The organism is Micromonospora sp. NBRC 107095 (assembly GCF_030269705.1).
In the GTDB taxonomy this organism is placed as follows: Bacteria; Actinomycetota; Actinomycetes; order Mycobacteriales; family Micromonosporaceae; genus Micromonospora; species Micromonospora parva.
The window spans coordinates 699,215-718,015 of the sequence record NZ_BSTU01000001.1; the positions used below are offsets into that span (position 1 = coordinate 699,215).

15 protein-coding genes are annotated in these 18,801 nt (G+C 71.6%); 10 read left to right on the top strand and 5 right to left on the bottom strand.

Features of this window, described 5'->3' with window-relative positions:
• Positions 1 to 14: 14 nt before the first annotated feature.
• The 4 genes from QSK15_RS03365 to QSK15_RS03380 are packed head-to-tail and all read right to left on the bottom strand — an operon-like array spanning position 15 to position 5,761.
• On the bottom strand, positions 15 to 1,220 hold the full coding sequence (locus QSK15_RS03365) for a CaiB/BaiF CoA transferase family protein (RefSeq protein WP_285792830.1): 1,206 nt from the start codon (positions 1,218 to 1,220) through the stop codon (positions 15 to 17).
• Complete coding sequence (locus QSK15_RS03370) at positions 1,217 to 3,382, bottom strand: 3-hydroxyacyl-CoA dehydrogenase NAD-binding domain-containing protein (RefSeq protein ID WP_285792831.1); 2,166 nt, start codon at positions 3,380 to 3,382, stop codon at positions 1,217 to 1,219. The genes QSK15_RS03365 and QSK15_RS03370 overlap by 4 nt, the downstream gene beginning before the upstream one ends.
• Before the next feature lie 14 nt (positions 3,383 to 3,396).
• Positions 3,397 to 4,611: an acetyl-CoA C-acetyltransferase gene (locus QSK15_RS03375; RefSeq protein WP_285792832.1), complete on the bottom strand. Its 1,215-nt coding sequence runs from the start codon at positions 4,609 to 4,611 to the stop codon at positions 3,397 to 3,399.
• Complete coding sequence (locus tag QSK15_RS03380; RefSeq protein WP_285792833.1) at positions 4,601 to 5,761, bottom strand: acyl-CoA dehydrogenase family protein; 1,161 nt, start codon at positions 5,759 to 5,761, stop codon at positions 4,601 to 4,603. Before QSK15_RS03380 ends, QSK15_RS03375 begins: the two co-directional genes overlap by 11 nt.
• Before the next feature lie 194 nt (positions 5,762 to 5,955).
• Here QSK15_RS03380 and QSK15_RS03385 point away from each other — a divergent pair, with 194 nt between their 5' ends.
• The 3 genes from QSK15_RS03385 to QSK15_RS03395 all read left to right on the top strand — a co-directional run bounded on the left by QSK15_RS03385 (position 5,956) and on the right by QSK15_RS03395 (position 8,164).
• Positions 5,956 to 6,600 (top strand): TetR/AcrR family transcriptional regulator, encoded by a 645-nt coding sequence (locus QSK15_RS03385; RefSeq protein ID WP_285792834.1) that lies wholly within the window; start codon positions 5,956 to 5,958, stop codon positions 6,598 to 6,600.
• 87 nt (positions 6,601 to 6,687) lie between these two features.
• Entirely contained in the window at positions 6,688 to 7,536 is an 849-nt protein-coding gene (locus QSK15_RS03390) for an MBL fold metallo-hydrolase (protein WP_285792835.1), read from the top strand.
• A gap of 7 nt (positions 7,537 to 7,543) precedes the next feature.
• Positions 7,544 to 8,164 (top strand): CGNR zinc finger domain-containing protein, encoded by a 621-nt coding sequence (locus tag QSK15_RS03395; RefSeq protein WP_285792836.1) that lies wholly within the window; start codon positions 7,544 to 7,546, stop codon positions 8,162 to 8,164.
• Positions 8,165 to 8,173: 9 nt separating this feature from the next.
• On the opposite strand, the gene QSK15_RS03400 is transcribed toward QSK15_RS03395, so the two are convergent.
• Positions 8,174 to 9,037 (bottom strand): zf-HC2 domain-containing protein, encoded by an 864-nt coding sequence (locus tag QSK15_RS03400; RefSeq protein WP_285792837.1) that lies wholly within the window; start codon positions 9,035 to 9,037, stop codon positions 8,174 to 8,176.
• Between the two features lie 72 nt (positions 9,038 to 9,109).
• On the opposite strand from QSK15_RS03400, the gene QSK15_RS03405 reads away from it, so the two are divergent.
• From QSK15_RS03405 to QSK15_RS03435, 7 genes are all read left to right on the top strand, one after another.
• Entirely contained in the window at positions 9,110 to 10,150 is a 1,041-nt protein-coding gene (locus tag QSK15_RS03405) for a TRM11 family SAM-dependent methyltransferase (protein WP_285792838.1), read from the top strand.
• A 411-nt stretch (positions 10,151 to 10,561) separates the two neighbouring features.
• Entirely contained in the window at positions 10,562 to 10,651 is a 90-nt protein-coding gene (gene kdpF, locus QSK15_RS03410) for a K(+)-transporting ATPase subunit F (RefSeq protein ID WP_036410889.1), read from the top strand.
• Entirely contained in the window at positions 10,651 to 12,306 is a 1,656-nt protein-coding gene (gene kdpA, locus QSK15_RS03415) for a potassium-transporting ATPase subunit KdpA (RefSeq protein WP_285792839.1), read from the top strand. Before kdpF ends, kdpA begins: the two co-directional genes overlap by 1 nt.
• Before the next feature lie 20 nt (positions 12,307 to 12,326).
• A complete protein-coding gene (kdpB, locus tag QSK15_RS03420; RefSeq protein WP_285792840.1) occupies positions 12,327 to 14,522 on the top strand; it encodes a potassium-transporting ATPase subunit KdpB in 2,196 nt (731 codons plus the stop codon).
• A complete protein-coding gene (locus QSK15_RS03425; RefSeq protein WP_285792841.1) occupies positions 14,522 to 15,403 on the top strand; it encodes a potassium-transporting ATPase subunit C in 882 nt (293 codons plus the stop codon). Before kdpB ends, QSK15_RS03425 begins: the two co-directional genes overlap by 1 nt.
• Positions 15,404 to 15,475: 72 nt before the next feature.
• Positions 15,476 to 18,028 carry a DUF4118 domain-containing protein gene (locus QSK15_RS03430; RefSeq protein WP_285792842.1) on the top strand — a complete coding sequence of 851 codons (2,553 nt, stop codon included), beginning with the start codon at positions 15,476 to 15,478 and terminating at the stop codon, positions 18,026 to 18,028.
• Complete coding sequence (locus QSK15_RS03435) at positions 18,025 to 18,705, top strand: response regulator (protein WP_285792843.1); 681 nt, start codon at positions 18,025 to 18,027, stop codon at positions 18,703 to 18,705. Before QSK15_RS03430 ends, QSK15_RS03435 begins: the two co-directional genes overlap by 4 nt.
• Positions 18,706 to 18,801 lie beyond the last annotated feature (96 nt).

Sequence of the window (18,801 nt, forward strand, 5' to 3'; positions counted from 1 at the left end):
GTTGGGGGTGGGAGTTAGGTGCGGCGCGGCCAACCGTTCAGGATCTCCTCGACCGGCATGGCGTCCCGCTGCGGGTCAGGTGCCGGGGTGGGTCTTTTCGGTGGTGTGCGGTCGAAGCGGGGTGCCGGTGCCGGTTGGATCTCGCCGTCCACCTCGACGAACGTGCCCCGGGCGGCGTTGTGTGGATGCCGGTGCGCCTCAGCGGGGGCGAGCACCGGCGCGACGCACGCGTCCAGGTCGGCGAAAACCGCCGTCCACTCGTCCCGGGTCCGCTCGGCGAACCGCGCGGTGAACCGGCGGCGCAGCTCGTCCCAGCCGCTCGGGTCGTACTGGGCCGGCAGGTCCGGGTCGTCGGCGAGGCCGAGGCCGGTGAGGAGTACGGCGTAGAAGGCCGGTTCCATCGCGCCGACAGCCATGAACCCACCGTCGGCCGTGGCGTACGTGTCGTAGAACGGCGCCCCGCCGTCGAACATGTTGCGCCCGCGCGGCGCGGCCCACAGGCCGGTGCCGAGCAGCCCGTGCAGGAAAGAGGTGAGCAGCGCCGAACCGTCCACCATCGCCGCGTCGACCACCTGACCGAAGCCGGAGCGCTCCCGCTCCAGCAGCGCGGCGAGCACACCGACGGCGAGCAGCATGCCGCCGCCGCCGAAGTCGCCGAGCAGGTTCATCGGCGCGTACGGGCGTTCGCCGGCCCGACCCAGCGGCTCCAACGCCCCGGCGACCGCGATGTAGTCGATGTCGTGCCCGGCTCGGGCGGCCAGCGGGCCGTCCTGCCCCCAGCCGGTCATCCGCGCGTACACCAGGCGGGGGTTGCGGGCCTGGCACACCTGTGGGCCGAAGCCGAGCCGTTCGGCCACCCCGGGCCGGTACGCCTCTACCAGCACGTCCGCGCGCTCGACGAGGTCCAGCAGGTCCGCCACCCCGGTCGGGGACTTCAGGTCCAGCGCGGTGACCCGCCGCCCGCGCTGCAACGGCCCGCCGGTCGGTGCGGCCAACCGGCCCGCACCCGGTGCGCCCGGCCGGTCCACCCGCACCACGTCCGCGCCGAGGTCGGCGAGCACCATGCACCCGAACGGTGCCGGCGCGAGGCTGGCCAGCTCGACCACCCGTACCCCGGCGAGCGGACCGCCACCCGGCGCAGTGCGCGGGCCGTTGGGCCCGGCAGCGCCCGGGTCGTCGGCCGGAGCCGAACCGCCGGGGCTCGGCCGGGAGGCCGTCACGCGACGCCCACCGGTTCGGCGGGGCGGTCGGCCGAGGCGGCGAGGCGGTCGACCAGGTCGGTCGGGGGCGTGAACCGGTCGCCGTAGCGGTCGGCCAACTCGCTGGCGCGGGCCGCGAAGCCGGCCGGGCCGCCCGCGTACTGCCGCACGTAGCGGATCACCCCTCCCGTCCAGGCGGGGAAGCCGATACCGAAGATCGAGCCGATGTTGGCGTCGGTCTCGGTACGCAACACTCCCTCGTCGAGGCAGCGCAGCGCGTCCAGCGCCTCGGCGAAGAGCATCCGTTCCTGAAGGTCGGTGAACGGCACCGCCCGACCGGCGTCGGTGATCAGGTCGGCGAGACCGGGCCACAGCCGCCCTCGGGTGCCCTCGTCGTAGCGGTAGAAGCCGCGTCCGGCGGCTCGCCCCGGCCGGTCGTACGCGTCGACCAGTTCGTCCACCAGGCGGTGCGCCGGCAGCGGTCGGAACTCGTCGCTGGCCGCCTCGAACTGCCGGCGGATCCGTTGGATCAGCGTGAGGCTGACCTCGTCGGCCAGCGCCAGCGGCCCGGTCGGGTAGCCGGCCTGAAGGGCGGCCTGCTCCACCGACGCGGCGGGGACACCGTCGGCGACCATCCCGATCGCCTCGTCCATGAACCGGCCGATCACCCGGCTGGTGAAGAAGCCCCGGCCGTCGTTGACCACGATCGGGGTCTTGCCGATCCGCCGGCCCAGGTCGAACGCCCGGGCCAGCGCCACGTCCCCGGTCCGTTCGCCCACCACGATCTCCAGCAGCGGCATCCGGTCCACCGGGGAGAAGAAGTGCATGCCGATGAAGTCCGCGGGCCGGTCCACTCCCTCGGCCAGCCCGGTGATCGGCAGGGTGGACGTGTTGGAGGCGAGCAGCGCGTCGGGTGCCAGCACGGGCAGCACCTCGGCGAAGACCTGCTGTTTCAACGCCGGGTCCTCGAAGACCGCCTCGATCACCGCGTCGCAGCCGGCGAGGGCGTCCACCTGGTCGGTGGTGGTGATCCGGCCCAGCACGGCGCGGGCGTCCGCCTCCGTCGCGCGACCCTTGCGGACCTTGCGGGCCAGCAGCCGCTCGGCGTGCTCGCGGGCCCGGCCGGCGGCCTCGGGCGTGACGTCCCTGACCACGACGTCCAGCCCGGCGGTGGCGCAGGCGTACGCGATGCCCGCGCCCATCATGCCGGCCCCGAGCACCGCCACCCGGCGTACCGGCGGGGCGTCCACGTCGGCCGGTCGGGCCGCACCGCCGTTGACGGCCTTCAGGTCGAAGAAGAAGGCACCGATCATGTTCTTGGCGACCTGGCCGGTGAGCAGGCCGATCAGGTGCCGGGTCTCCACGGTCAGGGCGGTCTCCAGGTCGACCTGTGCGCCCTCGACGGCGGCGGCCAGGATCGCCTCGGGCGCCGGTAGCCGGGCCCCCTTGAGCTGCTTGCGCAGGGTCGCCGGGAAGGCCGGCAGTTGCGCGGCGAGTGACCGGCTGGCCGGCGTGCCACCCGGCATCCGGTAGTCCGGGCGGTCCCACGGCTGCTTCGGCCGCGGGTTGGCCGCGATCCAGGCCCGCGCGTGCTCCAGCAGCTCCGTCGGCGTGGCCACCACCTCGTCGACGATCCCGACGGACAGGGCGTCGGCCGGGCGCATCCGCCGGCCGGTGAGCAGCACCGTGGTCAGCGCACCGGCCAGGCCGAGCATCCGTACCGTCCGGGTGACGCCGCCGGCCCCGGGCAGCAGGCCCAGGGTCACCTCGGGCAGCCCGAGCCGCGAGTCGGGCGCGTCCAGGGCGATCCGGTGGTGGCAGGCGAGCGCGATCTCCAGGCCACCGCCGAGCGCCGAGCCGTTGACCGCCGCGACCACCGGCCGGCCCAGCGTCTCCAACCGGCGCAGGTCCCGTTTGATGGTGCCGAGCAGGTCGGCGAGAGCGGGAGCGTCCTCGCGGGTGGCCTTGATCATCTCCGGCAGGTCGCCGCCGGCGAAGAACGTCGGCTTCGCACTGGTCACGATGACCCCGACAAGATCGGGCTCGGCTTCCAACCGGTCGAGCACCGCGCTCATCGAGGCGACGTACGCCCGGTTCATGGTGTTGGCGGACTGGGTGGGGTCGTCCAGCGTGAGCGTGACGATGCCGTCGGCGCCGCTGTCGTACCGGATGGTGTTCGTCATTGTCGTCCTCCGGGTCAGCAGCGTTCGAGAACGGTGGCGACGCCCATGCCGCCGCCGATGCAGAGGGTCACCACGGCGCGGCGCAGGTCGCGGCGCTCCAACTCGTCCAACGCGGTGCCGAGGAGCATCGCTCCGGTCGCGCCGAGCGGATGGCCGAGGGCGATCGCGCCGCCGTTGACGTTCACCCGGTCCGGGTCGAGGCCCAGGTCGCGGACGTACTTGAGGACCACCGCGGCGAACGCCTCGTTGATCTCGAACAGGTCGATGTCGTCGACTGTCAGCCCGGCTACGGCCAGTGCCTTGTGGGTGGCCGGGATCGGGCCGGTCAACATCAGTGTCGGGTCGGCACCGGTGACCGCCGCGCCGACGATCCGGGCGCGCGCGGTGAGGCCGAGATCCTGACCCACCTGCTCCGACCCGATCAGCACCAGCGCGGCACCGTCCACGATGCCGGACGAGTTGCCGGCGTGGTGGACGTGCTCGATCGCCTCCAACCAGTGGAACTTCTGCAACGCGACGGCGTCGAAGCCGGCCGCCTCACCCATCGTGGCGAAGGACGGGGTGAGCCGGGCCAGCGCCTCCCGGGTGGTCTCCGGGCGCGGGTGCTCGTCGACGGTGAGGATGTCCAGGCCGTTGCCGTCACGGACCGGCACCAGCGAGCGGGCGAAGTATCCGCCGGCCATCGCCTTGGCGGCCCGCTCCTGCGACCGCAGCGCGTAGCCGTCCACGTCGTCGCGGGTGAAGCCCTCCAGGGTGGCGATCAGGTCGGCGCTGACACCCTGCGGCACGAACGACGTGGCCAGCGCGGTCTGCGGGTCGGTGGCCCAGGCCGCCCCGTCGGAGCCCATCGGCACCCGGGACATCGACTCCACCCCGCCGGCCAGCAGCAGCTGCTCCCAGCCGGAGCGGATCCGGGCGGCGGCGGAGTTGACCGCCTCCAACCCGGAGGCGCAGAACCGGTTGAGCTGCACCCCGCCCACCTGGTCGGGCAGCCCGGCCAGCAGCGCGGCGGCCCGCGCCAGGTCGCCGCCCTGCTCGCCGACCGGGGTCACGATGCCGAGCAGCAGGTCCTCCAGCCGACCGGCGTCCAGGCCGGGGTTGCGCTCGCGCAACGCGTCGATCAGGCCGACCACCAGGGAGATCGGTTTGACCCCGTGCAGCGCGCCGGTGTCCCGGCCGCGTCCGCGCGGGGTGCGGACCGCGTCATAGACGTACGCCTCAGAGAGCACGGGCGATCAACTCCTTCATGATCTCGTTGGTGCCGCCGTAGATCTTCTGGACGCGGGCGTCGGCGTACATCCGGGCGATCGGGTACTCGGTGGTGTAGCCGTAGCCACCGAAGAGCTGCAGACACCTGTCGACGACCTCGCACTGGCCGTCGGTGAGCCACGACTTCGCCATCGCCGCAGTGGCCACGTCCAGGTCACCCCGGTCGTGCCGGACGATGCAGTCGTCCAGGAAGACCCGGCTGACCCGGGCGCGGGTGGCGCACTCGGCGAGCACCATCCTGGTGTTCTGGTGACCCATCAAGGGCTTGCCGAAGGCGGTGCGCTCCTTGGCGTACGCGACGGTCAGCGCGACCGCGCGTTCCATGGCGGCGACCGCGCCGACGCCGATGACCAGTCGTTCCTGCGGGAGTTGCTGCATGAGCTGGACGAAGCCCAGCCCTTCGGCGCCGCCGAGCAGGTTGGCCGCCGGCACCCGCAACTCGTCGAAGAACAACTCGGCGGTGTCGTTCGCGTGCAACCCGATCTTGGACAGCAGTCGCCCTCGGCGGAACCCCTGCGGGTCGCCGCCCACCTCGCAGACCAGCAGCGATACGCCAGCCGCCCGCTGCTCGGGGTCGGTCTTCACGGCCACGATGATCAGGTCGGCCAGGCCACCGTTGGTGATGAACGTCTTCGCACCGGTGACCAGGTAGTCGTCGCCGTCGCGGACCGCCCGGGTGCGCATCGCCTGCAGATCGGAGCCGCCGTCCGGCTCGGTCATCGCGATCGCGCCGACCAGCTCACCGCTGCACAGGCCGGGCAGCCAGCGTCGCTTCTGCTCCTCGCTGCCGTACGCCACCAGGTAGCCGGTGACGATGCCACTGTGGACGGCCAGGCCGAGGCTGCTCTCCCCGGTGTACGCCTGCTCGTGCAGCATGACGGCCTCATGGGTGAATCCGCCGCCACCGCCGCCGTACTCCTGCGGGACGGACAGGCCGAGCAGTCCCAGCTCGCCGGCGCGCCGGTAGTGCTCACGGTCCGGGTGGCCCTGCGCCAGCAGGCGTTCGGCGTGCGGCAACACCTCCTTGGTGAAGAAGGTGCGGGCGAGGTCGGCGAGGTCGTCGTGCTCCGGCTGCCGCCAGGGCGAGGGTGGACCGTCGAGTGGGGGCATGTGCACCACCCTCGCGCGCTGTTGGCGGCATGTCAATAAGCCGTAACGCGACTGGATACGCGGAGATCTTGGACAGTTTCCGTTAGCTGCTAACGGAAACTGTCCAAGATTGCGAAAAACTGCCTGCCGCGAGGCGTGCGGTGATCAGGTGAGGAACGGCGGCTGGCCGGTGGGCTGTCGATAGGGTCGGGCAGATGAGTGTCGAGACGGCTCCGCGCCGCCGCCGGTTGGAGCCGGACGCCCGGCGTGGGCAGATCCTGGCCTGCGCGGTCCGGCTGTTCGGCGAACGCCCGTACGCGGAGGTGTCGACCACCGACGTCGCACGCGAGGCGGGTGTCGCCCGAGGGCTGGTCAACCACTACTTCGGCGCGAAGAAGGACCTCTATCTGGAGGTCGTCCGGGTCATGGTGACCATTCCGGAGGTGGCGGTGGAGCGGCTGCCCAAGGGTGATCTCCGCACCCGGGTCGAGGCCAGCGTCACCTGGTTCCTCGACGTGGTGTCCCGGCACAGCACCTCGTGGCTGGCGGCGGTCACCGCCCGGGGGATGGGCGGCGACGCCGACGTGGAGCGGGTGCTCGCCGAGGCCGAGGAGGTGGCCGCGGACCGGATGCTCGTCGCCGTCGGGCTGGCCGGCGAGGCCGAGGACCACGAGGAACTGCGCGGGATGGTCCGGGCGTACTGCGGGCTGGCCATCTCGACCGCACGGGAGTGGCTCCAGCGGGGCGCGCTCACCCGCCCGCAGGTGCATCTGCTGCTCACCACCACGCTGCTGACGATCGTGGAGCAGGTCATTCCGCAGGTCATTGCGGGGAGGGACGTGACGCAGGAGACTCGGTGAACGCCGGACTGAAATAGGCATAGGGCTTACGCTTATTTCGTTGGTCGAGGTACGCCAACGCGCGCGACCCGTCACCGAGGAGGAGACATGTCCCCATCTGCCCTGTCCTACGAGGTCCTGGTCTTGGACGGCCCGGTCCGCGCCGGAGAGCAGCGCATGCCGGACGGCTCACCCATCCACTTCAATCCGACAGCCACCACCCTGATCTCGGGGGCCGAGGAGGCGCTGCTGGTGGACCCGCCGTTCACCCACGAGCAGATCGCGACGGCGGGAGACTGGATCGAGCGGTCGGGCAAGCGGCTGACGGCCATCTACGCCACCCACGGGCACGGCGACCACTGGTTCGGTGCCCCCGAGCTGGTCAAGCGCTTCCCCGACGCCGTCACCTATGCGACGCCCGGCACCATCGAGGTCATGCACCAGCAGGCCACCGTCGGGCGCCAAGAGGTGTTCGACAAGGTCTTCCCTGGGCTGATCCCGGAGTCGCCCGTCGATGCCATTCCGGTGCCACCCGGCGGAATACTGCTCGAAGGCAACGTCGCCCAGCCGGTCGAGACCGGGCACACCGACGGCGACCAGACCACAGTCCTGCACGTGCCGTCGATCGGTCTCGTGGTGGCCGGCGACGTCGTCTACAACGGGGTCCACCAGTACCTGCTGGAAACCGTCAACGGTGGCCTGAGGGAGTGGCTCAAGGCCCTCGACCGCGTCGAGGCCCTCGCGCCCCGGGCGGTTGTCGCCAGCCACAAGAACCGCAACCGCCCCGACGACCCGTCGAGCATCGACGAGACCCGGAGGTACCTGCTGAACGTGGAACGGCTGTTGGCGGAGAAGTCGACGGCCCTTGAGTTCTTCGACGCGATGATGGAGCTCTATCCGGACTGGGTGAACCCGGGACCGCTGTGGTACGGGGCGCTCGGCCTGATCGGAAAGTGACGTGACAATGCCGTCGGTGTCCCCTCCGCCGTGGCCCGCGACCGCGAGATACGGCCTCGAGCCCGCACCAGGCGGCCTCGGGCTCGTTCAGGACCTGCTCAACACGCTCCCGGCCGGGGCACCGCGCCAGCCGGATCTCCTCGACGACCTCGGCAGCGCCACGCGGTGGGCGCACGATGCCGCCGCCCGGTGGTCGACGGCCACCGGGCGGCCGGCACCCGACGTGACGCTCGACCCAGCGGGCCTGCGGGCGCTGCGGACCTTCCGCGACGAGCTGCGGCACGGGATCGACGCCAGGCTGCACGCCACACCGGAATCCGGGCCGCCCGAGCCGACGCCGGCCCCTCGCGTCACAGGCGCCACGCTGCGGCTCGACGGGAACGGTTCGGTCCACCTCGATCCCGCCGGGACGGGGGCCGAACTGTTTGTCTCCCTCGTCCTGGCGGAGTTGTTCGCGGCGCAACTCACCGACGTCGGCCGGCGCATCAAGACCTGCCGGAACCCCCGGTGCCAGGTGGCGTTCTACGACCGCTCCCGCAACAACAGCGGGGTCTGGCACTCCGTCCGCGTCTGCGGCCTGCCGGCAAACCTGCGCGCCCACCGGGCACGCCGGCGACAGGCGGACTGACTCGGCCGGTCAGGCGGCCCGGCGTTCGTCGGTCCGACCGGTACCCGCCGTACGGCCAGCCGGACCGGTGCGCGCCGCCGGTGCGGCGAATCGGTTGGCGGCCTGCCCCGGGTACGGCTCGGAGCGGACCACCCGCAGCGGCTGGTCCACCTCGTCGGCCCCGAACCGCCAGCGGGACGGGGCCGGCTGCCGCTGCGGTGCCGGCCCACCGGGGCGCAGACCGGGCCGGGACAGCAGCACGGTGATCAGGTAGCCGACCACCAGGAAGCCGTGGCTGATCAGCCGCTCCCCGCCCACCGATCCGGTGGCCAGGTCGTTGACCGACAGCAGCAGCAACGTGCCGACGAACGCGCTGAGCATCGGCAGCAGCCCTGCGGGCGGGCTGCGGCGCAGCGCCACGAACAGGAACCCCGCGCCCACTGCCACGTTCCACGCCGCCGACTCGTGCCACAGGTGCTGGCCGGTGGGGTGCAGGTGGTCGGCGGTGGCGCCCCGGCCCACCTGGGCCAGGCCGAGCACCAACTGCACCGCGCCGAGCAGCCCGAGCGCCGACCGCAGGCCGACGACGAGCGGGCCACGTCCGAACGCCGCGCGCAGTCCGGCGACCGACCGGCCTCGCCCGGTCAGACGCCGCCACCACGGCTTTCGGGCCGGCGCCGCCCCGGTGGCGGCGGCCAGGATCGCCGCCGTCCGGTCCGGCACCTCAACCACCAGTCGGGTACGAACCCGACGGGTCAGCGCGGCCGCCGCCGTGAACCAGGCGCGGCAATCGGCGCACCCGTCGAGGTGCCCCTGCACCGCCGTCAGTTCGGCGGCTGTCTCCTCCCCGTCCAGTTGCGCGGACAGGACCTCCCGCCACTGCTCACACCCCATGTACCGGTAGTCGCTCCGGCAGCCGCTCCGGTTCCCGGCGACAGTGACTGGTTGTGGAATACTCGCCGGATCATGACGCGTTACGGCCTGCTGATCCTGCCCGCCACCAACCGGGTGTACGCCCGCGCCGCCGTCGACCTCACCCGGGCCGAGCTGGAGATCTTCGGCCGCTCGGCGCTGGACGGTCGGATCGGTGAGCTGGACACCGCTGTCGTCGGAGGGGCGTCGTACATCACCTTCACCGGTGACGGGCTGACGGAGCGTGACCTGGCGGTGCTGGGCAACCTCTCCGCCGGGTACGCGTTGTTCGAGATCGTCGGCGAGCTGCTGCGGCCGGTCGAGTGGAGCCGGCTGGACCGTTACGACGACGACCTGCTCACCATCCAGAAGTACCCGGGCAAGACCAACGAGCAGTTCACCAAGCTGCTGCTCAACGTCACACTGCTCGCCTCGGACCGGGCCACCGAGATGACCAGCCGCCGGTTCCGGGTGCTCGACCCGCTCTGTGGTCGGGGCACCACCCTGAACCAGGCGCTGATGTACGGCTTCGACGCGGCCGGGATCGAGCGCGACCAGAAGGACGTCGAGGCGTACCGGGCGTTCATCACCACCTGGCTGAAGCAGAAGCGGGTCAAGCACCGGGTGCTGGAGTCGGGGCCGGTGCGGCGGGAACGCAAGGTGGTCGGCCGACGGGTGCGGATCGAGCTGGCGCCGACCCGCGAGGAGCACAAGGCCGGCCAGACCCAGCTGCTGGACGTGGTCAACGCCGACACCGCCCGGTCGGCGGAGTTCTTCCGCCCGCAGACCGTGGACCTGGTCGTCGCCGACGCGCCGTACGGCGTGCAGCATGGCAGTCGTACTGCTGGGCAGGGGTTGACCCGCGACCCGCTGGCGCTGCTCGCGGACGCCGCCCCGGTCTGGGCCGGGTTGTTGCGCCCCGGCGGTGCGTTGGGCATCTCCTGGAACACCCATGTCGCCAGCCGCGACGACGCTGCGGCGGCGCTGGCCGACGCGGGTCTGACAGTGGTCGACGACGAGCCCTACCGCGCGCTGCGGCACCGGGTGGACCAGTCGATCATGCGCGACGTGCTGGTGGCCCGCCGCCCGGCCTGACCCGGCCGCGCGCTCCCGCGCCTCCGCGCCCGCGCGCCCGCGCCTCCGATCCCGCACCACCCGCCGGGCCGCACCCCTGGTGGCTCGCGGCGGGGTCATCCGCGACCGGCGGGCGAGGTCGACCCGTGTAACCGGCCTCGACCTCGCGGGTGGCCGAGGTTGTGCCGCATTTCACCTGTTCAGTGGGCAGGTGTGAAAACCACGTCAAGAAAAGGTTCGCCGCCGTCATGGTCGCGTTATGACCCCTGCCGACCGGCGGGTGGTGGGGCTTTGATTGCCCGGCGCGACCGGAAGGCGGTCGCGACGAACCTTTCCGGTATGAGGAGTCAGCGTGTCTGACGTGGTGTTCGTGGTCCTGACGGTGGCGCTGTTCGCAGCGCTCGCCCTGGTGGTCCGGGCGGTGGAGAAGCTGTGAACGCGGTTAACGCCGTAGGTCTGGTGCTCGCGGTGGTCCTGGGCGCGTTCCTGGTGTTCGCCCTGCTGTTCCCGGAGCGCTTCTGATGACCATGACAACAGCGGGCGTCATCTTCGTGCTGACGCTGGTGGCGGCCCTCGCCGCCGTCTACAAGCCCTTCGGCGACTACATGTTCCGGGCGGTCTCCGGCAGCAAACAGTCGCGGGCCGAGCGGGGCATCTACCGCCTGGTCGGGGTCAACCCCGCCGCCGAGCAGACCTGGGGCGTGTACGCCCGCAGCGTGCTGGCATTCTCCGCGATCTCGATCCTCTTCCTCTACCTGTTCCAGCGGGTGCAGAACCACCTGTGGTTGTCGCTGGGCCTCGACCCGGTGATGACCCACGGCGCCTGGAACACGGCCGTGTCGTTCGTGACCAACACCAACTGGCAGTGGTACTCGGGTGAGTCGACGATGGGCCACCTGGTGCAGATGGCCGGCCTGGCCGTGCAGAACTTCGTCTCGGCGGCGGTCGGCATCGCGGTGGCTGTCGCGCTGGTGCGCGGCTTCGCCCGTAGCCGCACCGGGCAGCTCGGCAACTTCTGGGTCGACCTGACCCGGATCGTGCTACGCATCCTGCTGCCGATCGCGGTGCTCGGCGCCATCGCGCTGATGATCGGCGGGGCGGTGCAGAACCTCTCCGGCGGCACCGACGTGACCACGTTGACCGGCGGCACCCAGACCATCACCGGCGGTCCGGTCGCCAGCCAGGAAGTGATCAAGGAGCTGGGCACCAACGGCGGCGGCTTCTACAACGTCAACAGCGCCCACCCGTTCGAGAACCCGACCGCGTGGACGAACTGGCTGGAGATCTTCCTGATCCTGCTGATCCCGTTCAGCCTGCCCCGGGTGTTCGGCCGGATGGTCGGGCAGAACCGCCAGGGGTACGCCATCGCCGCGGTGATGGGCATCCTCGCCGTCGCCAGCGTCGCCATCACGAACATCTTCGAGCTGGCCGGCCACGGCACGGTGCCGCAGGCGGTCGGTGCGGCGCTGGAGGGCAAGGAGGTGCGGTTCGACGTGTCGAACTCGGCCACCTTCGCCGCCGCCACGACGCTCACCTCGACCGGTGCGGTTAACTCGTTCCACGACTCGTTCACCTCGCTCGGCGGCATGATGACGATGGTCAACATGATGCTCGGCGAGGTCGCGCCGGGCGGCACCGGTTCCGGTCTCTACGGCCTGCTCATCCTCGCGGTGATCACGGTCTTCGTGGCCGGGCTGATGGTCGGCCGCACCCCGGAGTACCTGGGCAAGAAGATCGGGTCGCGCGAGATCAAGTTCGCCTCGCTCTACTTCCTGATCACACCCATCCTGGTGCTGGTCGGCACGGCGGCGGCGTTCGCCACCGGCAACAACTCCACGGCGCTCAACGTCGGCCCGCACGGCCTCTCCGAGGTGCTGTATGCGTTCACCTCGGCCAGCAACAACAACGGCTCCGCCTTCGCCGGCATCACCGTCAACACGCCGTGGTGGAACACCGCGCTCGGGTTGTGCATGCTGCTGGGCCGGTTCCTGCCGATCATCTTCGTGCTCGCGTTGGCCGGCTCACTGGCCCGCCAGGCACCCACCCCCGCGTCCGAGGGCACCCTGCCGACCCACCGACCGCTGTTCATCGGCATGGTCGTCGGCGTCACCGTGGTCCTCGTCGCGCTGACCTTCCTGCCTGCGCTCGCGCTCGGCCCGCTGGCAGAGGGGCTCTGACCACCATGAGGAACGAGGACATGTCCGTCACGTCCGCCCCGACAGAGCAGCTCCCCGGCACACCCGCCACCCAGGGCAACCGGATCGGCGGGGGCCTGCTCGACCCCAGGCAGTTGGTCCGGTCCCTGCCGGACGCGGTGCGCAAGCTCAACCCGACCACGCTGTGGCGTAACCCGGTGATGCTGATCGTTGAGGTCGGCGCGGCCTTCACCACCGTCCTGGCGGTGACCGACCCGTCGGTGTTCGCCTGGGCGATCACCGTCTGGCTCTGGTTGACAGTGATCTTCGCGAATCTCGCCGAGGCGGTCGCCGAGGGCCGGGGTAAGGCCCAGGCCGCGACGCTGCGGCAGGCGAAGAAGGACACCATCGCCACCCGACTGATCGACTGGAAGCCCGGCGCACGGGCCAACACCTACCGCGACGAGGCGGTGCCCGCGCCCGACCTGCGGCAGGGCGACATTGTGCTGGTCGAGGCGGGCGGCATCATCCCCGGCGACGGCGACATCGTCGAGGGCATCGCCAGCGTCGACGAGTCGGCGATCACCGGCGAGTCGGCCCCGGTCATCCGGGAGTCCGGCGGCGACCGCAGCGCGGTGACCGGCGGTACCAAGGTGCTCTCCGACCAGATCATCGTGAAGATCACCCAGAAGCCGGGGGAGAGCTTCATCGACCGGATGATCGCCCTGGTCGAGGGGGCCAACCGGCAGAAGACGCCGAACGAGATCGCGCTGAACATCCTGCTCGCCGCGCTCACGATCATCTTCCTGCTGGCCGTGGTCACCCTCCAGCCACTCGCCATCTTCTCCAAGGCGTACCAGGCGGCCGCCCCCAACACCGGGGCGATCACCGACTCCGGCGTCACCGGGGTGGTGCTGATCTCGCTGCTGGTCTGCCTGATCCCCACCACCATCGGCGCGCTGCTCTCCGCCATCGGCATCGCCGGCATGGACCGCCTCGTCCAGCGCAACGTGCTGGCCATGAGCGGCCGGGCCGTCGAGGCGGCCGGCGACGTCAACACCCTGCTGCTGGACAAGACCGGCACCATCACTCTTGGCAACCGGCAGGCCGCCGAGTTCGTACCGGTCGAAGGGGTCGACGCCGCTACCGTTGCCGACGCCGCGCAGCTGTCCAGCCTGGCCGACGAGACCCCCGAGGGGCGTTCGGTGGTGGTGCTGGCGAAGAACGAGTTCGGGCTGCGCGAGCGCGAGCCCGGCGTGATGCCGCACGCCACCTTCGTGCCGTTCACCGCGCAGACCCGGATGAGCGGCGTCGACCTCACCCCGGACGCCAGCGTGGACGGCGGCGCGTCGGGCGCCGGCCGTCGGGTCCGCAAGGGCGCCGCCGCCGCGGTGATGAAGTGGGTACGCGAGAACGGCGGCCACCCGACCGAGCAGGTCGGCGAGATCGTGGACGCGATCAGCGGCACCGGCGGCACCCCGTTGGTGGTCGCCGAGCACGTCGACGGTGAGCCCGCCCGCGCGTTGGGCGTCATCCACCTCAAGGACGTGGTCAAGTCCGGCATGCGGGAGCGGTTCGACGAGATGCGCCGGATGGGCATCCGCACCGTGATGATCACCGGTGACAACCCGCGTACCGCGAAGGCGATCGCCGACGAGGCCGGGGTGGACGACTTCCTGGCCGAGGCGACGCCGGAGGACAAGCTCGCGCTGATCAAGCGGGAGCAGGAGGGCGGCCGGCTGGTCGCGATGACCGGTGACGGCACCAACGACGCGCCGGCCCTCGCCCAGGCCGACGTCGGCGTGGCCATGAACACCGGCACGTCGGCCGCCAAGGAGGCCGGCAACATGGTCGACCTCGACTCCGACCCGACCAAGCTGATCGAGATCGTCGAGATCGGCAAGCAGTTGCTGATCACCCGTGGCGCGCTCACCACGTTCAGCATCTCCAACGACATCGCGAAGTACTTCGCGATCATCCCGGCCATGTTCGCCGGCCTCTACCCGAGCCTGGACACGCTGAACATCATGCGGCTGTCCAGCCCGGAGTCGGCGATCCTCTCCGCCGTCATCTTCAACGCCCTGGTGATCATCGCGCTGATCCCGCTCGCCCTGCGCGGCGTGCGGTACCGGCCGGCCGCCGCGTCGAAGCTGCTCAGCCGCAACCTCCTGGTCTACGGGCTGGGCGGCATCATCGTGCCGTTCATCGGGATCAAGCTCATCGACCTGCTTATCCAGTTCTTCCCGGGGATTTCGTGATGCGTCTACCCACCTGGATCGCCCAACACCTCGCCGCGCTGCGCGCCGTGCTCGTCTTCACGGTGCTGCTCGGCCTGGTCTACCCGTTGGCCCTGGTGGCGCTCGGCCAGCTGCCCGGCCTCAACCACAAGGCCGACGGCTCGCTGATCGTCTCGAACGGAACGACGGTCGGCAGCGCCCTGATCGGCCAGTCCTTCACCGACGCCGACGGCAACCCCGTCGCCCGGTACTTCCAGTCCCGCCCGTCGGCTGCCGGCGACGGCTACGACCCGACCTCCACCTCGGCCAGCAACCTGGGCCCGGAGAGCGTTGTCGACACCATCGCCACCGACCCGGAGGAGTCCAGCGAAAGCCTGCTCACCCAGGTCTGCGGGCGCAGCAAGGCCGTCGGCGAACTCAACGGCGTCGACGGCAGCCGCCCGTACTGCACCGACGACGGGGTGGGTGCCGTGCTCGCGGTCTTCCGCGCGGACGGTCTGACCGGCCCGGTGACCCGGGTGGTCAGCGTCAACCAGGCCGCCCCGGCGACTCCGTTCGTCACCGAGTACCAGGGGGTGCCGGTGGAGCCGGCCCAGCCCGGTGAGGACTACGTGGCCGCCGGCGGGGTGGTCACCCCGATCCGGGGCGATGCGCCCGCCGACCCGGCGGTGCCCGCCGACGCGGTCACCGCCAGCGCCAGCGGCCTCGACCCGCAGATCAGCCCGGCGTACGCGGAGTTGCAGGTGAACCGGGTCGCGCGGGAGCGCGGCGCGGACCCGGCGGCGGTTCGCAAGCTGGTCGAGGAGCACACCAGCGGGCGGGCGCTCGGCTTCATGGGGGAGCCCGGCGTGAACGTGTTGGAACTGAACCTCGCCCTCGACAAGCAGTTCCCCGCACGCTGAGCACACCCGCAGGCGGGGCCGTGTCCACCGGGCACGGCCCCGCCCGCCGATCTGAGCAGGGAGGATGGTCCCGTGCCACGCGGAGAACTGCGCATCTATCTCGGGGCCGCCCCGGGCGTCGGCAAGACGTACGCCATGTTGGAGGAGGCCCAGCGGCGGGCCGCGCGCGGCACCGACGTGGTGATCGGCTTCGTGGAGACCCACGGTCGTCAGCACACCGCCGAGATGCTCGGTGACCTGGAGCAGGTGCCCCGCCGCACGATGGCGTACCGCGGCGTGGAGTTCACCGAGATGGACCTGGACGCGGTACTGGCCCGCCGGCCGGAGATCGCGGTGGTGGACGAGTTGGCACACAGCAACGTGCCCGGTTCCCGGCACGACAAGCGCTGGCAGGACGTCCAGGAACTGCTCGACGCGGGGATCGACGTGCTGTCCACTGTCAACGTGCAGCACCTGGAGTCGGTCAACGACGTCGTCGCGCAGATCACCGGCACCACCCAGCGGGAGACCGTGCCGGACGAGATCGTCCGCGCAGCCGAGCAGGTCGAGCTGGTCGACATGACCCCGGAGGCGCTGCGCCGCCGGATGGCGCACGGCAACATCTACCGCCCCGACAAGATCGACGCCGCGTTGGGAAACTACTTCCGGGTCGGCAACCTCACCGCACTGCGCGAGTTGGCGCTGCTCTGGCTGGCCGACAAGGTCGACGAGCAGCTCGACCGCTACCGCAGCCAGCAGGGCATCGCCGCGACCTGGGAGGCCCGGGAACGGGTGGTGGTGGCGCTGACCGGCGGGCCCGAGGGAGAGACGCTGATCCGTCGGGCCGCCCGGGTCGCGGCCCGCAGCAAGGGCGCCGACCTGCTCGCCGTGCACGTGGCCCGCAGCGACGGCCTGGCCGGCGCCGACCCCGCCCAGCTGGCCCGCCAACGGGTGCTCGTGGAGAGCCTGGGCGGCACGTACCACCAGGTGCTCGGCACCGACGTGCCGGCCGCGCTGCTGGACTTCGCTCAGGGTGTGAACGCCACACAGTTGGTGCTCGGAGCCAGCCGCCGGGGCCGCTTCGCGCAGATCTTCGCCCGGGGTGTCGGGGTGACCACCACCGCGCTCTCCGGCGCGATCGACGTGCACCTGGTCACCCACAAGCAGGCCGGCAAGGGCCGTCGGGCGGCGGCAGTGCCGGCGGCGTTGTCCCGCCGCCGCCGACTGCTCGGCTTCGGCCTCGCCGTGCTGGGCATGCCGCTGCTCACAGTGCTGCTGAAAACCCTGCCCGACCTGACATTGACAAACGACATCCTGCTGTTTCTCGCCGGGGTGGTCGGGGTCGCGCTGGTCGGCGGGGTGTGGCCGGCCCTGGTCGCCGCGCTCGGCGGAAGCCTGCTGCTCAACTGGTTCTTCACCCCGCCCTTCAAGACGCTGACCATCGCCGAGGCGGACAACCTGCTCGCCCTGGCCGTCTTCGTCGGGGTGGCGCTCGCGGTGAGCTGGGTCGTCGACGTTGCCGCCCGGCGTACCCGGGAGGCCGCCCGCGCCGCCGCCGACGCGCAGACCCTCGCCGCCATCGCCGGCGGCGTGCTGCGCGGCGAACGCCCGCTGCCCGCACTGCTCGAACAGCTCCGGGAGACCTTCGGGCTGCGCGCCGTGAGCGTGCTGGAGTTGGCCGAGGAGGCCGGTGGCCGCCCGGAGCGGGCCCGCGAGGAGCACGCCTGGAACGTGGCGGCCAGCGTCGGCGAGAGCCCGCCGTGCACCCCGGAGGGCGGTGAGACGACGGTCCCGGTCGACGACCGGATCACCGTCGTGCTCTGCGGCCGACGGTTGGAGGCCGCCGACCGGCGGATCGTCGAGGCGTTCGCCGCCCAGGCCGCCGTCGCGCTGCGCCAGGAACGGCTCGCCGAGGAGGCCGCCACCGCCCGGCCCCTCGCCGCCGCCGACCGGATGCGCACCGCGCTGCTCGCCGCGGTCAGCCACGACCTGCGTACCCCGCTGGCGTCCGCGAAGGCGGCAGTGACCAGCCTGCGCAGCCACGACATCGAGTTCGACGAGGCCGACCGCGAGGAGTTGTTGGAGACCGCCGAGGAATCGCTGGACCGGCTCGCCCGGCTGGTCGCGAACCTGCTGGACATGAGCCGGCTCCAGGCGGGTGTGCTGGGCATCTCGGCGACCGCTGTCGGCCTGGAGGACGCCGTACCCCTGGCGCTTGACGAACTTGGCCCGGCGGCCGCGACCGTCGGCACGGACATCCCGGCCGACCTGCCGGCGGCCACCGCCGACCCGGGCCTGCTGGAACGGGTGCTGGTCAACATCGTCGCCAACGCGCTGCGCTACAGCCCACCCGACCAGCCGCCGGTGATCACCGCCAGCGCGCACGCCGGTCAGGTCGAGCTGCGGGTGATCGACCGGGGGCCGGGCATCCCGGAGGACCAGTGGGAGCATGTCTTCCAGCCGTTCCAGCGCCTCGGTGACCGGGACAACCAGACCGGTGTCGGTCTCGGCCTTGCCCTGTCCCGGGGGTTGGCCGAGGCGATGGGTGGCAGCATCACCCCGGAGACCACCCCCGGTGGTGGGCTCACCATGGTGCTGCGGCTGCCGGCTGCCGCGCAGACCAGCTCGGAGGGGCCACCGGAATGACGCGCATCCTGGTCGTCGACGACGAACCGCAGATCCTGCGCGCCCTGCGGATCAACCTGCGGGCCCGCCGGTACGACGTGGACGTCGCCGGCACCGGGGCCGCCGCGTTGAAGGCCGCCGCCAGCCACCCGCCCGACCTGGTGGTGCTCGACCTCGGCCTGCCCGACATCGACGGTGTGGAGGTGATCCGGGGCCTGCGCGGGTGGACCTCCGTGCCGATCATCGTGCTCTCCGGCCGGGCCGGCAGCGAGGACAAGGTGGCGGCGCTGGACGCGGGTGCGGACGACTACGTCACCAAGCCGTTCGGGGTCGAGGAGTTGCTGGCCCGCATCCGCGCGGTGACCCGCCGCCTCGGCGCGCCCAGCGAGGCGGTGCCGGCGTTGCGGATCGGTCAGCACACCGTCGACCTGGCCGACCACAGCGTGCGTAGGGACGACGGCACCGAGGTCAAGCTGACCCCCACCCAGTGGAGCGTGCTGGAGAAGCTGCTGCGGCATCCCGGCAAGCTGGTCAGCCAACGGCAGCTCCTGCATGACGTGTGGGGCCCGGAGTACCAGAACGAGACCAACTACCTGCGGCAGTACCTGGCCCAGCTGCGGCGCAAGCTGGAGGACGACCCGGCCCGCCCCCGGCACCTCATCACCGAGCCGGGAATGGGCTACCGCTACCGCCCCTGACCCGTTGACACCCGCCGGCAGAGATTGAAGAATTTCGACAGCAGCGGCAGCGGCGTGCTTCTGTAACCGTCCCCTCCGGTTACCAGTGATGGAGTC